The sequence below is a fragment of the Streptomyces sp. NBC_00259 genome (genome assembly GCF_036181745.1).
In the GTDB taxonomy this organism is placed as follows: domain Bacteria; phylum Actinomycetota; class Actinomycetes; order Streptomycetales; family Streptomycetaceae; genus Streptomyces; species Streptomyces pratisoli.
The window spans coordinates 6625919-6641945 of record NZ_CP108080.1 but is presented as its reverse complement, the minus strand read 5'-3'; the positions used below and the strand labels follow the sequence as shown (position 1 = coordinate 6641945).

The window sequence follows — 16027 nt, the reverse complement described above, 5'->3', positions numbered from 1 at the left end:
CGGGACCTCCTAGTTAAGGTACTGACAGGTGGAGCGGGGGGTGTACACGCCGTGGCCGACCCGGCCCGTGAACTCCCGCTGGTCGATGACGACTTCGCCGCGCGAGAGGACGGTCTCCACCTGTCCGGTGATCCGCTTGCCCTCGTAGGCCGAGTAGTCGACGTTCATGTGGTGGGTCTGCGCCGACAGGGTCTGCGAGGCGCCCGGGTCGTACACGACGACGTCGGCGTCGGCGCCGGGGGCGATGGTGCCCTTCTTCGGGTAGAGGCCGAACATCCGGGCGGGCGAGGCGCAGGCGATCTCGATCCAGCGGCGGCGGGAGATGTGCCCGTCGAGGACCGCCTGGTGCAGCAGGTCCATCCGGTTCTCCACCCCCGGGAGCCCGTTGGGGATCTTGGAGAAGTCGCCGCGGCCGAGGTCCTTCTGGCCCGTGAAGCAGAACGGGCAGTGGTCGGTGGAGACGACCTGGAGGTCGTTGGTCCGCAGTCCCCGCCACAGCGCGGCCTGGTGCTCGCGCGGCCTCAGAGGCGTGCTGCACACGTACTTCGCGCCCTCGAAGTCCGGCTCGGCGAGATTGTCGGTGGACAGGAACAGATACTGCGGGCAGGTCTCACCGAAGACCGGGAGTCCCTTGTCGCGGGCGGTGGCGAGCTCGGCGACGGCCTCCTCGGCCGAGACGTGGACGACGTACAGCGGAGCGCCGGCGACCCGGGCGAGCTGGATGGCGCGGTGCGTGGCCTCGGCCTCCAGCAGCACCTTGCGGACCTCGCCGTGGTAGCGGGGATCGGTCTCGCCGCGCGCCAGGGCCTGTTCGACGAGGACGTCGATGGCGATGCCGTTCTCGGCGTGCATCATGATCAGCCCGCCGTTGGAGGTGCCGCGCTGCATGGCGCGCAGGATCTGGCCGTCGTCGCTGTAGAAGACGCCGGGATAGGCCATGAAGAGCTTGAAGGAGGTGACGCCCTCCTCGACGAGCAGGTCCATCTCCTTGAGCGAGGACTCGTTGACGTCGGAGAGGATCATGTGGAAGCCGTAGTCGATCGCGCAGTTGCCGTCGGCCTTCGCGTACCAGGCGTCGAGCCCTTCGCGCAGTCCCTGGCCCTGTGTCTGGACGGCGAAGTCCACGATGGTGGTGGTGCCGCCCCAGGCGGCGGCCCGCGTTCCGGTCTCGAAGGTGTCGGAGGCGAAGGTGCCGCCGAACGGCAGCTCCATGTGGGTGTGCGCGTCCACACCGCCCGGGATGACGTACTTCCCGGTGGCGTCGATGGTGCGGTCGGCGCTCCAGCTCTCGGCGGCGGTGGAGCCGTGGGCGGCCAGGGCGGCGATGCGGCCGTCCTCGATCAGGACATCGGCGTGGGTCTCGTCGGCCGCGGTGATGACGAGTCCGCCGCGGATCAGGGTGCGGTTGCTCATGGGTTCCCCTCGCGTGGACTAGAGGCTGCGCAGCGTTCGTTCGAGGATCGAGGCGCCCTCTTCCGCCTCGGCGACGGTGAGGGACAGCGGCGGCGCGATCCGCAGCACGCTGGTGTTGTGGGCGCCGCCCTTGCCGATGAGCAGCCCGCCCTCGCGTGCCGCTTCGAGTACGGCGGTGGCGGCCTCCGGGAATGCCTCGTCCGTGCCGGGCCTGACCAGTTCGACACCGATCATCAGTCCGCGTCCGCGCACCTCGCGCACGGCGGGGACCGCTGCGGCGATGGCGCGGAGCCGCTCGATGAGCAGCCCGCCGACGCGGCGCGCGTTGCCCTGGAGGTCGTGTTCCAGGAGGTACGAGAGGTTCGCGAGCCCGGCGGCCGCGGTGACGGGTGAACCGCCGAAGGTGGAGATGGAGTTGGCGTCGATGCAGTTCATCACGTCGGCGCGGGCCACGACCCCGCCCAGCGACATGCCGTTGCCGATGCCCTTGGCGAAGGTGAGGATGTCCGGCGGACCGCTCGCCGCGTGGGCCTGCCAGCCCCAGAAGTGGTCGCCGGTCCTGCCCCAGCCGGTCTGCACCTCGTCGGAGATCCACAGGATGCCGTGCCGGTCGAGGACCTCGCGGAACGCGGCGTAGAGCCCGTCCGGCGGCGAGGTGAATCCGCCGACGCCCTGGACCGGTTCGGCGATCAGCGCGGCCACGTCGTGGGTGTGGCCGAGCAGGTCCTCCAGATCGGCCACGCAGGCCTCGGTGAACTGCGCGTCCGACAGCGCCGCGTACGGGCCGCGGGTGCGGACGCCCCCGTGCACGTACAGCGTCTGCAGCGGGGAGAGGCCGGTCGGGGACCAGGCGCGGTTGCCGGTGATGGACACGGCCGAGAAGGAGCGGCCGTGGTAGCTGTTGCGCATGGCCAGGATCTGGTTGGACCTGCGGTACGCGGTGGCCAGCAGCAGGGCGGTGTCGTTGGCCTCGGTACCGGAGGTGGTGAAGAAGACCCGGGCGTCGGGGATGCCGGAGAGGGCGGCGACGCGCTCGGCCAGCTCGACCATGGGGCGGTTCAGATAGAGCGTGGAGGAGTGGACGATCCGCCCGGCCTGCTCGCTGACGGCCTTGGTGACCTCGGGAAGGGCGTGGGCGGTCATCGTGGTGAGGATGCCGCCGAAGAAGTCGAGGTAGCGGTTGCCGGCCGCGTCCCAGACGTACCGTCCCTCGCCATGGGTGATCTCGACGGGGTCCTTGTAGTAGAGGGCGACCCAGTCGGGGATGACGGCGCGGTGCCGCTCGTACAGGTCGCTCACGGCTGCACCAGCCCCTCGTACGCGTCGGGCCTGCGGTCCCGGTAGAACGCCCACTGCTGGCGCACCTCGTCGATCAGGTCGAAGTCGAGGTCCCTGACGACCAGTTCCTCCGCCTTGTCGCTGGCGACGTCCCCGACGAACTGCCCGCGCGGGTTGACGAAGTAGCTCGTGCCGTAGAAGTCGTTGTCGCCGTACTCCTCCTGGCCGACCCGGTTGATGGCGGCGATGAAGTACTCGTTGGCGACGGCGGCGGCGGGCTGCTCCAGCTGCCAGAGGTAGGCGGACAGGCCCCGGGAGGTGGCCGACGGGTTGTAGACCAACTGGGCTCCTCCGAGGCCGAGTTGGCGCCAGCCCTCCGGGAAGTGGCGGTCGTAGCAGATGTAGACGCCGACCTTGCCGACAGCGGTGTCGAAGACGGGCCAGCCGGCGTTGCCCGGCCTGAAGTAGTACTTCTCCCAGAATCCCTTGACCTGCGGGATGTGGTGCTTGCGGTACTTGCCGAGGTAGGTGCCGTCGGCGTCGATCACCGCGGCGGTGTTGTAGTAGAAGCCGGAGTCCTCGACCTCGAAGACGGGGACGACGATCACCATGCCGGTCTCCCGGGCGAGGTCCCGCATGCGCAGAACGGTGGGGCCGTCGGGTACGGGCTCCGCCCAGCGGTAGTGCTCGGCCTCCTGCACCTGGCAGAAGTACGGGGCGTTGAAGACCTCCTGGAACCCGATGACCTTGGCGCCCTGGCGGGCCGCCTCGCGAGCGTGCTCCTCATGTTTGGCGATCATGGATTCGGTGTCGCCGGTCCAGGTCGCCTGGACGAGTGCGGCGCGAACGACGTTGGTCATGAGCTGCTCCTTCGACAAGACGTCAGAGCCTCTACGCACGTAGATGCGATACGTAGGAGGAGAACGTAAGCCCCGTCACACACTGGGGCAAGACCATCGTCGTCAACCCGCAGTGTCGATCATGTTTCGCACCCGAGCGGTCGACATACAGCGTATACCGTACGTTTTCCGGCGCACTTCAGCCGCTGATGAGTCCTGCGACGCGCAGCGCGTGCACAAGGTCGCGCTCCCGGTCGGCCGACACCGCACGGGCGGCGGAGAGCAGTTGCGGGACGAGGCGGCGGGGAGCCGTGGCGGCGATCCCGGCACTCTCCTCCGGGGTACGGACCCGCAGGAACGCTTCCAGCAGCGCGTCCGCCTCGCGCCGGGCACCGGCGTCGTCGAGCGCGAGCACGGCGTCGGCGATCTCGCCCGCGGGGCGGGCGACGCCCTGGCGCAGCAGTTGGCCGCAGTCGTCGTCCCGGCCCGCCGCGGCGAGCGCGCCCGCGGCGGCGGCGAGCCGGCCGGGCGGCAGCGAGGCCACCTCCCAGAGCAGGGTGGCCCAGTCGGCGCCGAGCCCGGCGCGGTGCAACTCGGCCGCCAGCACCGGCAGCCGGGCGACGGGACCGGCGGCGGCCTCGCACAGCAGCGCGTGCGCCTCTCCGCTGCGCCCCTCGGCCCGTAGCCGCCAGAGGACGGCGACGGCCGCGAGGGCGGCGCGCTCCTCCTCCGCGTCGGCCGGCGCCGCGTCGGGTTCCACGGCCGCGGCGGCCGGCTCGCCGGCCCCGCCCCCGCCGAACCGCGCGCCGCGCGGGCGCGCCCCGCCCATGGGCAGGTCGGGCACGTCGGTCACGGGTACGGCGACGGCCTCCTCGCCGTCCTCGCCCTCGGCATCGTCCAGCCAGGCGTATCTCGCCCCGCGCGGCCGCCGCTTCCCGCCCCGCCTGCCACCGCGCGCCGACACCTCGGGCCCCGCGGCCTGCTGACGCTCCGCCACCTCGGCCACGGCCGACTCCATGACCCCGCTCTCCTCGTCGGCGGGGCGGAACCACGCATCCGGTGCCGCGTCGTGCGAGGCGTTCGGAGCGAACGGGCCGGCCGGGGTGAACGGGCCGGCCGGTGGCGGGCCCGGGGGCGGTGCGAGTGCGGCGAGGCGGGACATGAGTTCCGAGCAGCGGGCCGTGGCGCGGGTGTGGTCGTCGTTGGTCCAGGACAGTTCATGGGCGAGGCGCTGGTGTTCGGGGCTGCCCTCGGGGAGGACGGCCAGCCGGCCCAGGAGTTCCTGCCCGCGTTCCGCCGCGTGGGCCTGTTCGCGGCGCATGAGTTCCAGCCGCTTCAGGAGGGCTTCGCCGCCGCCCGCCCGGCGGTCGTGGGCGGCCGCCGCGGCCGCGTGCAGCGCCCCCGCCCTCGCCGCCTCCGCCGCGTCGGCGACGAGGTCGTCCAGGAGCGAGCCCACCACGTCCCACGGCGGGATCTCCGTACCCCGCAGGCACGCCGACAGTCCGGCGAGGTCGCGCTGCCGGAAGACCGCGTACCAGCCGCTCTCCGGGTCGAGGCGCGCCGTCAGCTCCCTCAGGTACCGCGCGAACGCCCCCACCTGTACGGGGAGTTGATCCACCGCCATTGCCTGCCCGCCCTCCGCATCGGGTTCGCAGGCATTCGACCCCAGCCGTGTTACGCCACGGCTACACGGAGTTTTCGTGGGCGGTGCGGATCGCTCAACGTGTCCGGAGCGTCACTGCGATGCCGGTGTGCGGGCGCTTGCCGCGGCGTACGACGGCGGCGGGCACGTCGACGAGCCAGAACTGCCAGGTGTACTTGCGGGCCAGGAGCCCCCGGACCTTCTTCAGCTCCGCGCCGTCCAGCAGCCGCGCCGTCCCCTCCACGACGTCGGCGCCCTCCTCGACGCGGCCGCGCACGTCGCACGCGGTCACGGTGACCCGGCCGTCCCTGCGCAGCCGCTTGACCTTCCAGGAGTCGGAGCGGGTCCAGACGTACACCTCACCGCCCTGGACGGCGAACCACACGGGCGTCGCGACTCCCGTCCCGTCCTTGCGGAACGTGGTGAGGCTGATGTACTTCGCGCGGTCGAGCTCCTGGAGGTCCACGCGCGCGAGCCTACGCGCCCCCTCAGACCGGCACGAGCGCGCAGCGGGTCACGATCTCGTCCATGGACAGACCCAGCGCCCCCGCGAGCGCCGCCACCGTGAAGAACGCGGGCGTCGGCGCGCGGCCCGTCTCGATCTTGCGGAGGGTCTCGGCGGAGAGATGAGCGGCCGCGGCCACTTCCACCATGCTCCGCGAGCCGCGCGCCTCACGGAGCATCCGGCCGAGCCGCTCTCCGCGTTCACGCTCTTCGGGTGTCAGGGGGGTACGCACCATGCCGTCATGGTAGTACCGCGTCGACCGGTAAAGTAATTGGGACGGTCGGGATCGCGATGCCCTCCGTCGCCGGGCCGCCCGCTCAGGGCCTGATCTCGTCGCCGGCTCAGGGCCTGATCTCGTCGCAGGTGATCGGCAGATGACGGGGACCGCGCAGGACGGCGTTCTGGCGGTACTCGGGCGGATCCTCCAGCAGCCGGGGATTGACGAGCCTGCGGGCCAGTTCGCTCAGCGCGATCTGCGCCTCCAGCCTCGCGAGCGGCGCGCCGAAGCAGCTGTGGATACCGCTGCCGAAGCCCAGGTGCTCGATGTCCTCACGGTCCGGGTCGAACCGCTCGGGCTCCTTGAACCGCTGCGGGTCGCGATTGCCCGCGGCCACGACGAGCCACAGCGACGCGCCCTTGGGGATGGTGACGCCGCCGATCTCGATGTCCGCGAGCGTGGTGCGGTTCGGCACCAGTTGCACCGGAGGCTCGAAACGCAGCAGTTCCTCCACGATGGGGACCGCCAGCTTCGGGTCGTCGCGCAGCCGCTGGAGCACGTCCGGGTTGCGCAGCAGCGTCAGCATCCCGTTGGTGATCAGGTTGACCGTGGTCTCATGGCCGGCGATCAGCAACAGGGCGGAGGTGCTGAGCAGTTCCATCGTCGTCATCGACCCGTCCGGGCCCTTGAGATTCGCCAGTTCGGACAGCATGTCGTCCTGGGGGTTCTTGCGGCGCTCCTCGATCAGCCCGGCCAGATACATGCCCAGTTCCGTACGGGCCTTCTGCGCGATCTTGTTCCGTTCGGTCGGGTCCTCCCCCGGCATCGGGTCCAGGCTGGCGGCCAGGGTGTCCGCCCAGGTGTGGAAGCGCGACTCGTCCTCGCGCGGAACACCGAGCAGCCGGCAGATCACCGTCACCGGGAAGGGGTACGAGAACTGCTCGACCAGATCGATCCGGTCCGTGCTCCCGATCCCGTCGATGAGGCCGGAGACGATCTCGTCCAGTTCGCCCCGCATCTCGTGGATCCGGCGCGCCTTGTGGGGCGGTCCGAACGAGGTGTTCGTCATCCGGCGCAGCCGGTCGTGCTCCGGGGGGTCGAGCCGGATGAAGCTGGGCGGCAGGCTCGACTCGTCGTTCGGGTCGAACCCGGGGCCTCCGGGCACGGCCAGATTGTGGGGGTCGGAGCTGACCCGGGGATCGTGCAGCAGGCTCAGGATCTCCCAGTAGGTGCTCACGACGTACGCGCCGTCCCCCTCGTTGAGCACCGGGGTCTTGCGGAGCTCCGCGTACAGGGGGTACGGGTTCGGACGGTTGCCGTACTCGAGGATCTGGCGCAGGAGATTGCCTTGGGTCATGACGAGTTCCTTGGGGTCGCGCGCGGATCAGTGCCGGCCGGGGGTGAAGGTGATCCGCCGGTCCGCCGGCGAATAGCCACTGAGGGTGACGGTCGGGCCGTGCGTGGGCACCGACGGGTCGGGGAAGTCGGCGGACACCGGCCGCGCTCCCTCGGGACGGCGGTCCACGGTCGGGAACTGCGGCGGGAACGGCGCGGTCGACTCGATCAGCTGCTGGTAGAACGGCAGCCACCGCGCATCGTCGAAGGTGACGGCGCCGATGACACGGTCCTGGAACCCGTAGACGGCGGCGAACCTGTGCTCGCTGAGCGAGCCCTGCGTGACGATGATCTCCGTGCCCATGGACGGCACGCCGACCGACTTGATGTTGACGCCGAACTGGGAGGACCAGAAGGCCGGGATCCACATGTGGGGGCGGCGGTCCACACTTTCGCAGAGCATGTTGTGCGCCGCGGTCTCGGCCTGGGTGACGGCGTTGCCCCAGTGCTCCAGGGACAGGAACTGGTAGTTGAACAGCGGGTGCGGGGAGCGTGCCACGTCACCGGCCACGAAGATGTCGTCGGTGACGATGCCGCGGATGTCGAAGGCCCGGCAGCCGGCGTCGCAGGCGATGCCGCGGGGGCCCGCGCCCAGGCCCGAGCCGGCGAGCCATTCGGTGTTGCGCGTCGCGCCGAGCGACACGACGACGACATCGGTCTCGACGCTGGAGCCGTCGGAGAGATGGGCGGCGCGCACCCGGCCCGCCGAGTCGCCTTCGAGACCGGTCACCATGACGCCGGTGCGCAGGTCCACGCCGTTCTCGCGCTGCATCTGGGCGGCGACCTCACCGACGACACCGCCGAGCGCGCCCACCAGGGGGGCGGCGCCGCGTTCCGCGACGGTGACCTCGATCTCCCGCTCGCGGCACGCGGAGGCGATCTCCGAGCCGGTGAACCCGGCTCCGATCACGAAGACCCGGCGGGGGCCGTCCGCCAGCCGCTTCTGCAGCGCGGTGGCGTCGTCGCGGGTGCGCAGGACGAAGACCCCGTCGAGTGCGGCCTCGCGCTCGTGCGGCCACGGCCGTGCGCGTACGCCGGTGGCGATCAGCAGCCGGTCGTACTCCACCTCGTCGCCGTCGGCCAGCCGTACCCGCTTGGCGGCCATGTCGAGCCCGGAGGCGGGGACCCCGAGCCGCCACTCGGCGTCGAGGGCGCGGCGCCGGGGCAGGGCCGTGTGGTCGGCGGTGGCCTTGCCCAGCAGGACGCCCTTGGACAGCGGGGGCCGGTCGTAGGGCTCGTAGGGCTCGTCGCCGATCATCGTGAGCGTCCCGGCGAAGCCGCCGTCCCTCAGGGTCTCCGCGCCTCTGAGGCCGGCCAGGGAGGCGCCCACGACGACGATGCGGCCGTCGCGCTTGAGTCGGTCGAGGTATCCGTCAACGGACATCGAGAGGCTCCCTCGGGGTCACGGTCTCGTCGGACCGGTCCATGAGGATGGCCTGCACCGGGCAGGCCGCCACGGCCTGGCTCACCTCGTCCCGGCGTGCCTCGTCGACGCGCGGGTTGTAGAGCAGCGACTCCTCGCCGTGCATTTCGAAGACGTCCGGTGCGAGGAACGCGCACTGCGCGTAGCCCTGGCAGCGGTTGAGATCGACGACAACTCTCATCACGGTTCAGCCCTTCCCGTGCCCGGTCACTCGCCGGTGTCGGAGTGCGCACCGGTGTCAGAATGCGCTCGCGTACCCGGCGCCGCATGTCATGGCGGGCCGCGGGAGTGAACCGACGGACGTCAGAGCACGTCGGCGGGCGTCAGTGCACGTCGGCGGGCTCGGGCCGGGAGTGCAGCCGGAGCCGGATCAGATGGATGCCGATGATCACGGACCAGGCGGGGAAGACCATCTCGGACCACGGGAAGCCGGATCCCGCGACCAGCAGCACCAGGCCCGCCACGTATCCCAGGACGGCGAGGGGCCGCGGGAACACCCCGAGCCGGTGACCGATGGTCGAGGTGGCGAAGATGAAGACGGCCGCCATCCGCATCGAATAGGTCGTCAGCAGGGTGTACGCGAAGTTGCGGCCGAACGCCGACGGCGACTGGTCGTCCACGATGCTGCCCGCGGCCGCGGCGGCGCCGAACATACTGGCCACGAAGATCATCCCGCTGCCGAGGAACACGGTGGCGACGAACTTGTCCTCCGCCTCACCCACCTGCGCGCGCAGCGCGCCCATGAACCACAGGAAGAAGATCCCCGCGAACGGCACGAGCTCCAGCGCCACGCGCACCGCTTTTCGCCGGTCGGGACTCAGCGTGTCGTCCGCCGCCCCTGCGGCCCCCTCGGGAATCGCCAGCCGCATCAGCACGATGGCGGCCGCCAGCAGCACCGCGAACACCACCCCGGCCAGCCCCGCGGCCCGCGGGGTCCGCAGCCGCTCTCTGTTCGGCTCCATGGACCACTCGCTTTCTCTCCCGTCCAGCAAGCAGCCCACCCGCCGGCCGCGCCACCGGAAGCAACCCAGGCGGGTTAGCCCGGGCGGGCCGGGCGCGGGGTCTACGGGGTGGCCGGGTGCACCACCATCGCCGAGCCGCCGCCGCGTCGGGTCTTCTCCGCGGCTGCCAGCCAGCGGCCGTCCGGGAGGCGCTGGACGCCCGTGGCCGCGCCGATCTCCGGGTTCTGGCGGAAGGCGTGGCCGAGGGATTCCAGTTCGGCCCGCAGCGGACTGTTCCAGAGGGCCGGTTCGAGTTCGGTGGTGGGCTGGTTGCGCTGGCTGGCGCGGGGGGCGGCGATGGCGTCCACGAGGGGCAGGCGGCGGTCGACGACGCCGGTCAGTGTCTGCAGCGCCGTGGTGATGATGGTCGCGCCGCCCGGGGAGCCGAGCGCCAGTACGGGCCGGTCACGGTGGTCGAGGACGATCGTCGGGGACATGGAGGAGCGGGGGCGCTTGCCCGGGCCCGGCAGGTTCGGGTCGTGGACCGCGGGGTCGGCCGGGGCGAAGGAGAAGTCGGTCAGTTCGTTGTTCAGCAGGAAGCCGCGCCCGGGGACGGTGATGCCGCTGCCGCCGGTCGACTCGATGGTCAGGGTGTAGGCGACGACGTTGCCCCACTTGTCGGCGACCGTCAGATGCGTCGTGTTCTCGCCCTCGTACGTCGTCGGAGCCGCCTTCCCCGCGTTCACGCAGGCCGCCGGCTTCCGCGGGTCGCCCGGCGCGAGCGGGCTGGTCAGGACCGCGTCGTCGCGGATCAGGCACGCCCGAGAGTCCGCGTACCGCTGCGAGAGCAGCTCCCGCACCGGTACGTCCTCGAACGCCGGGTCGCCGACCCAGCGTCCCCGGTCCGCGAACGCGATGCGGCTCGCCTCGATGAAGCGGTGCAGGTACTTCGCCTCCGACAGCCCGGAGATGTCCGTCCCCTCCAGGATGTTGAGCGCCTCCCCGACGCTCGTGCCGCCGGACGACGACGGCGCCATGCCGTAGACGTCGAGCCCCCGGTACGTCATCCTCGTCGGCAGCCGCCGCAGCGTCCGGTAGTCGGCCAGGTCGCGCGCGGTCAGATCGCCGGGGCGCACGACGCGTGTCGCGCCCTCGCGTACGCCCGGCTCGCGCACGGTGTTCACGATGTCCCGGGCGATCGCGCCCCGGTACAGCGTGCCGGTGCCCTTGCTCGCGATCTCCCCGTACGTGCGCGCGAGCCCCGGGTTCCTGAACACCGACCCGACGACCGGCAGCTGCCCGCCGGGCAGGAACAGCTCCGCGGTGGCCGGGAAGTCCCGGAAGCGGGCCTCGTTCGCCTGGGTCTGGGCGCGGAACGTCGCGTCCACGGTGAAGCCGTCCTTCGCCAGCCGCTCGGCCGGCTTCAGCAGCTGCCGCAGCGGCCGGCTGCCCCACGCGCCGAGCGCCGCGTCCCAGGTCGCGGGCGTGCCGGGGGTGCCGACGCCGAGGCCGCTGGTCACGCCCTCCTCGAAGGGGACGGGCTTGCCGTTCTCCAGGAAGAGCGAGGCGTCGGCGGAGCGTGGCGCGGTCTCGCGGCCGTCGATCGTGTGGACGGTGCGGGTGCGGGCGTCGTAGTACACGAAGTAGCCGCCCCCGCCGATGCCGGCCGAGTACGGCTCGGTGACACCGAGTGCCGCGGCCGTCGCGACCGCCGCGTCCACCGCGTTCCCGCCGCCGCGCAGCACCTCGATGCCCACGGCCGAGGCGTCCGCGTCGACACTCGCGACGGCTCCCCCGTGGCCGGCGGCCACGGGCTGCTTGACCGGCTCCGGTACCGCGGTGCCGGTCGGCGGCGCGGCACCACCGGCAGCCAGTACGGCCAGCACGACGGCGGGAACCGGAAGATGACGGACGGCTTTGCGACGCATGCGTACCTCCAGCCGGCGGACGTCCGCGCAGCGTAACGTCGGCGCCCGCGGTACGTCAGGACCACATCGAACATTGTTCCGCTCGGCCCGCTAGCATGCGCGCCCATGAATGAAGACCTGCGCAACATCGTGCTCGGCGTGGTGGCCGCCGGTATCAGTGCCTCGCTCGGCTGGATCGCCCGCACCTATCTGTGGCGTCGCAAGCTCCGTCGCAAGCAGGCCTTCTTCGGTCTCCCGGGCAATTCCGAGTGTCTGCTCGTGGTCAACCGCGAGGCCGGCAGCGAGGGCGCGGTCCACCGCTTCGATGTGTTCGCGCTGATGGAGCTGTCCGCGCTGGTCAAGGACTGCGGTGCGAACGCGCAGATCCTCCAGCACGACGTCGCCCAGCAGGGCTTCGGCGACCGCACCGAGTTCTGCGTCGGAGGTCCCTACTCCAATCGACGGATGGCCGCGCACCTGAGCAGTCTCCTGCCCGGAGTGACGATCAACACGGATGTGGAGCCGGGCCCCGACCGCGGCGCGTTCCAGATCGGCTCCGAGCGCTACCGCCTGGAGGCGGGCACCACCGAGTACGTGCTGCTGGCCCGGCTGACCGCGGGTGAGGGCGGCCGGCCGGTGTTCCTCTTCTGCGGGCAGCGGGCGATAACGAACCAGGCGGCCACCCGCTATCTGGCCCGCCACCACGAGAAGCTGGCGCGCAAGCACGGCGGCAACTCCTTCGTGCTGCTGCTGAAGGTCGTCAACACCCAGGCGTACGGCCCGGACGTCGTCGAACTCGTCGCCGATGTGACCCGGGCGGCGCAGTCCCCGGCCCCGGCGGTCCGCACCTCCCACCGGGCCACGAGCAAGTCGGACTGAGCGGAGCGGGAAGCGGGCGGGTCGGGGTCCGGGAGCGGTGTCACGGCCCGTCCATGCCCAGCGGCAGCGACTTGAGGCCGTTGATGAAGTTGGACACCAGCCGCCGCGGCGGCGCTGCCACCGAGACCGCGGGAAGCAGCGCCCTCGCTTCCTCGTGCAGCACCCGCAGCTGGAGGCGGGCGAAGTGCGCGCCGAGGCAGACGTGCGGCCCGTCCCCGAACGACACATGGGGGTTCGGGGAGCGGGCGAGGTCGAGTCGGTGGGGGTCCTCGAAGGCGCGTTCGTCGTAGTTGGCCGAGGCGTGGAAGACGACGACCTTGTCGCCCTCGCGTACGTCCTGGCCGCCGAGCGTCGTGTCGCGGGCCGCGGTGCGGCGGAAGGACAGCACGGGCGGATGCCAGCGCAGCAGTTCGTCCACGGCGGTGTCCACCGCCACCTCCCGGGCCCGCAGCCTCCGCTGCTCGTCCGGATGCCGGGCGAGGGCCAGGAAGCCGCCGGGTGCGGCGCTGCGGACGGTGTCGTTCCCGGCGACGGTGAGCAGGAAGAAGAACATCTCCAGTTCGGCGTCGGCGAGTTCGCCGCCGGCGAGCGAGGTCATGACGTCGTCGCCCGGGTTGCGTCGCTTGTAGGCGGCGAGTTCCTGAGCGTAGTCGAACATCTCCCGCAGCATCGCGGGCGAACGCGGATTGACCGGCTCGCCGTCCTCTCCTCGTACGGGCGGCTCGTCCGGGTCCTGGTACGCGATGACGCGTTCGGTCCACTTCAGCAGCAGCCCCCGGTCGCTCTCCGGTACGCCGAGCAGGTCGGCGAGGTTGAGGAGCGCGTACTCGTCGGTGACGGCGGTGACGAGGTCGACGACCCCGCCGGCCTCCCGGGCCGCGCCGAGCAGCCGACGGGCCCGGCCGCGGGCGACGCCGGCGAAGCGGTCGACGCGGCCGGGGGTGAAGGCGCGGCTGACCAGCCGCCGCAGCCGGCCGTGGTCGGCCGGGCCCTCCCCCGCGGAACGGGGCGAGGGGTCCTGGTTGAGCATCATGCGTCGGATGAACGGCAGATCGGCCGGGTCGGGGTCGCGGATCTGGGTGGCCCCGGCCCATGACGAGTACGTCCGCGCGTCCTTGAGGACGCGCACCACGTCGGCGTGCCGGGTGACGGCCCAGAAGCCGGGCCCCGCCGGCCAGCCCAGCACCTCGTACTCCTCCTGCCAGGCCACCGGGTGACGGTCGCGCAGTTCACGGAAGGAGTCGTGCGGCAGCCCGGCCGCGTAGCGCCGCGGGTCGAACACGTCGGGGACGGCGGTCGGGCTCATGCCGCCTCGGCCCGCAGGAAGTCCTCGACGGTACGGATCAGCTGCAGCGGTGTCTCGTCCATGGCGTAGTGCCCCGCGTGGGCCAGTTCGGCGACTTCTCCGCGTACGTAGGAACGCAGCCAGGTCTCCTGCATCAGGGCGGCGTTGACGGCGGGGTCGAGTGCGCCGGTCACGGCGAGCGCCGGAACGGTCGAGCCGTCGACGTCGGTGTGGAAGTCCTCCACGGCCCAGGAGTCGAGCCAGGCCCGGAACGCCTTGGCGTCGCTGCGCTCCACCGACCGCCGCACCATCCGGTCCAGCCAGGCGCCGGGCCGTACCGAACCGGTGGTGAGGTCGATGATGAGGCGCCGGTTCGCCGGGCGGTCGGCGGCGTCGGCGAACAGCCCCCACTGCTCGGGCGGCATCGGCATCCCGTGGGCCGGAACGGGCGAGACGCCGACGAGCCGCCGCACCCGGCCGGGTGCGAGGGCGAGCACACGCTGGGCCACGGCAGCGCCCATGGAGTGCCCGACGAGCGAGAAGCGCTCCCAGCCGAGCCGCCCGGCGAGGCACAGCACATCGGCGGCGCCCTCGCTCGTGGTGTACGCGCCGGGCGTGCCCATCGCCTCGCCGTAGCCGCGCAGATCGACGAAGGCGTACGTGAAGGACTCCAGGTCGAGGTCGGGACGCACGGCGGCGAAGCCGTCGCGGTCGGCGAGCCAGCCGTGGACGGCGACGACCCGGTGCGGGCCGTCACCGAGCAGCGTGTGCGGGAGCACGAAGAGGGTCACGTCTTCTCCGTTCGCGGGGCAGCGGAGCGAGGGGACTGCGGGCGTACGCCACCACGGTGTACCGCCGTCCGCGGAACCGCCAGGGTGCAGAACCGGCGCACTGTCGGACACATCACACCCAACAGCGGTGGAAATTCCCGGCATATGCGCAACCGTGCCTCTCGCTCGTTGCTCTCTTAAGGGGAGAGAGACAACTTCACGGAGGTCTGAGTTGAGCCGCAGCCGCGTCCGCGTCCGCACCCACCCGCGCACCCTGCGCGTCCGCCCGGCCGGCGTCGCCGCGACCGCCGGTGCCGTGGCCCTGACGGTCGCGCTGGCGGGGTGTTCCGGCGCCTCCGCCTCGGAGGACGGCCGGTCCGACGACAAGGGGAAACCGCGGACGAGCATCACGGTGAACCTGCGGGGCACGCAGGCCAGGGCGGGTGAGCCCGTGCGGGTGACGCTCGCCGCGGGGAAGCTGCAGCAGGTCACGGTCACCGACTCCAAGGGCGGAAAGCTCGACGGCAAGGTCGCCGCCGACGGCCGCAGCTGGACCTCGTCCCGCAAGGCGGCGCCGGGCACGGCCTATGCGGTCGAGGCGCGGGACGACGCGGGCGGTACGGCGACGGCGCAGTTCACCACGGCCGCGCCGGAGAAGGTCAACAAGCTGGCCCTGGTGCCGGGCAAGAACGCGACGGTGGGCATCGCCCAGCCGCTGTCGATCGTCTTCGACCACGAGGTGACGAACAAGGCGGAGGTCGAGCGCCACCTCAAGGTCGTGACCTCGGACAACACCCAGGGCTCCTGGGGCTGGATGGAGGACTGGTCGGGCAGGTCCCGGGTGGACTGGCGGCCGAAGGACTACTTCAAGCCCGGCACCAGGGTGACGCTCGACGCGGAGCTGAACGGCGTCGATTCGGGCGGTGACGGCGGCTGGTTCGTCCGTGACTACACGACCGGCTTCACGGTCGGCCGGCAGCAGGTGGTGAAGGTCGACCTCGACAACCACCGGCTGAAGCTGTTCCGCGACGGGACGCAGATCAAGGACGTGCCGATGTCGGCCGGCACCCCCGGCGGCGAGAAGGGCTCCTGGCGCGGCACGGCGGTCCTGATGTCCAAGGAGGGCACGATCAACATGCGCTCCGAGACGGTCGGACTCGGCGACGCCTACGACAAGATGGTCGACTCCTCGATGCGGCTGACGTGGTCCGGGATGTACGCGCACGCCGCGCCGTGGAACGCCGCCTACTTCGGCAACGCCAACCGGAGTTCGGGCTGCGTCGGCATGAGCGACGCGGACGCCGCGGCGGTCTACGGCGAGGTCCAGGTCGGCGATCCGTTCGAGATCACCGGTGGTGACGCCAAGGGCACGATCGCCCTCAACAACGGTTACGGGGCGTGGAATCTGGACTGGGCGGAGTGGCAGAAGAAGAGCGCACTTCGCTGACACGATGTCCAACAATTGTTACGCTCGCGTAACTTACCGGCCGGTTACCTCAGGTAAGCCGTAGCGGTTACCGTCGGCTCACTTTC

Annotated in this window: 15 protein-coding genes; 2 read left to right on the top strand and 13 right to left on the bottom strand. The window is 71.5% G+C overall.

Annotated elements, in window-relative coordinates:
* Positions 1 to 9: 9 nt before the first annotated feature.
* The 11 genes from hydA to ggt all read right to left on the bottom strand — a co-directional run bounded on the left by hydA (position 10) and on the right by ggt (position 11581).
* Positions 10 to 1413, bottom strand: a complete 1404-nt coding sequence (gene hydA / locus OG766_RS29835) for a dihydropyrimidinase (protein WP_328726608.1) — start codon at positions 1411 to 1413, stop codon at positions 10 to 12.
* 18 nt (positions 1414 to 1431) lie between these two features.
* The gene (locus OG766_RS29830; RefSeq protein ID WP_328726607.1) at positions 1432 to 2712 is read right to left on the bottom strand and encodes an aspartate aminotransferase family protein; all 1281 of its coding nucleotides are present in this window, start codon (positions 2710 to 2712) and stop codon (positions 1432 to 1434) included.
* On the bottom strand, positions 2709 to 3551 hold the full coding sequence (locus tag OG766_RS29825) for a nitrilase-related carbon-nitrogen hydrolase (protein ID WP_266386781.1): 843 nt from the start codon (positions 3549 to 3551) through the stop codon (positions 2709 to 2711). Before OG766_RS29825 ends, OG766_RS29830 begins: the two co-directional genes overlap by 4 nt.
* A 178-nt stretch (positions 3552 to 3729) precedes the next feature.
* Positions 3730 to 5154, bottom strand: a complete 1425-nt coding sequence (locus tag OG766_RS29820) for a UL36 very large tegument protein (RefSeq protein WP_266386783.1) — start codon at positions 5152 to 5154, stop codon at positions 3730 to 3732.
* A gap of 94 nt (positions 5155 to 5248) precedes the next feature.
* Positions 5249 to 5638 carry a PPOX class F420-dependent oxidoreductase gene (locus OG766_RS29815; protein WP_266386785.1) on the bottom strand — a complete coding sequence of 130 codons (390 nt, stop codon included), beginning with the start codon at positions 5636 to 5638 and terminating at the stop codon, positions 5249 to 5251.
* A gap of 22 nt (positions 5639 to 5660) precedes the next feature.
* Complete coding sequence (locus OG766_RS29810) at positions 5661 to 5912, bottom strand: helix-turn-helix domain-containing protein (RefSeq protein WP_266386789.1); 252 nt, start codon at positions 5910 to 5912, stop codon at positions 5661 to 5663.
* A gap of 106 nt (positions 5913 to 6018) precedes the next feature.
* Positions 6019 to 7251, bottom strand: coding sequence for a cytochrome P450 (locus tag OG766_RS29805; protein ID WP_266386792.1), 1233 nt, complete (start codon positions 7249 to 7251; stop codon positions 6019 to 6021).
* Between the two features lie 27 nt (positions 7252 to 7278).
* The gene (locus OG766_RS29800) at positions 7279 to 8673 is read right to left on the bottom strand and encodes an NAD(P)/FAD-dependent oxidoreductase (RefSeq protein WP_266386795.1); all 1395 of its coding nucleotides are present in this window, start codon (positions 8671 to 8673) and stop codon (positions 7279 to 7281) included.
* Complete coding sequence (locus tag OG766_RS29795; protein WP_266386798.1) at positions 8663 to 8893, bottom strand: ferredoxin; 231 nt, start codon at positions 8891 to 8893, stop codon at positions 8663 to 8665. Before OG766_RS29795 ends, OG766_RS29800 begins: the two co-directional genes overlap by 11 nt.
* Positions 8894 to 9035: 142 nt before the next feature.
* A complete protein-coding gene (locus OG766_RS29790) occupies positions 9036 to 9674 on the bottom strand; it encodes a hypothetical protein (RefSeq protein WP_266386801.1) in 639 nt (212 codons plus the stop codon).
* 101 nt (positions 9675 to 9775) lie between these two features.
* A complete protein-coding gene (gene ggt / locus OG766_RS29785; protein ID WP_266386804.1) occupies positions 9776 to 11581 on the bottom strand; it encodes a gamma-glutamyltransferase in 1806 nt (601 codons plus the stop codon).
* A 105-nt stretch (positions 11582 to 11686) separates the two neighbouring features.
* On the opposite strand from ggt, the gene OG766_RS29780 reads away from it, so the two are divergent.
* Positions 11687 to 12439, top strand: coding sequence for a hypothetical protein (locus tag OG766_RS29780; RefSeq protein ID WP_266386807.1), 753 nt, complete (start codon positions 11687 to 11689; stop codon positions 12437 to 12439).
* A 40-nt stretch (positions 12440 to 12479) separates the two neighbouring features.
* On the opposite strand, the gene OG766_RS29775 is transcribed toward OG766_RS29780, so the two are convergent.
* Both OG766_RS29775 and OG766_RS29770 read right to left on the bottom strand, forming a co-directional pair.
* The gene (locus tag OG766_RS29775) at positions 12480 to 13745 is read right to left on the bottom strand and encodes a cytochrome P450 (RefSeq protein WP_266386810.1); all 1266 of its coding nucleotides are present in this window, start codon (positions 13743 to 13745) and stop codon (positions 12480 to 12482) included.
* A complete protein-coding gene (locus tag OG766_RS29770; protein ID WP_328726606.1) occupies positions 13742 to 14515 on the bottom strand; it encodes an alpha/beta fold hydrolase in 774 nt (257 codons plus the stop codon). Before OG766_RS29770 ends, OG766_RS29775 begins: the two co-directional genes overlap by 4 nt.
* 211 nt (positions 14516 to 14726) lie before the next feature.
* Between OG766_RS29770 and OG766_RS29765 the strand changes: the two genes are divergently transcribed.
* A complete protein-coding gene (locus OG766_RS29765) occupies positions 14727 to 15941 on the top strand; it encodes an Ig-like domain-containing protein (RefSeq protein ID WP_443045563.1) in 1215 nt (404 codons plus the stop codon).
* Positions 15942 to 16027: the final 86 nt, after the last annotated feature.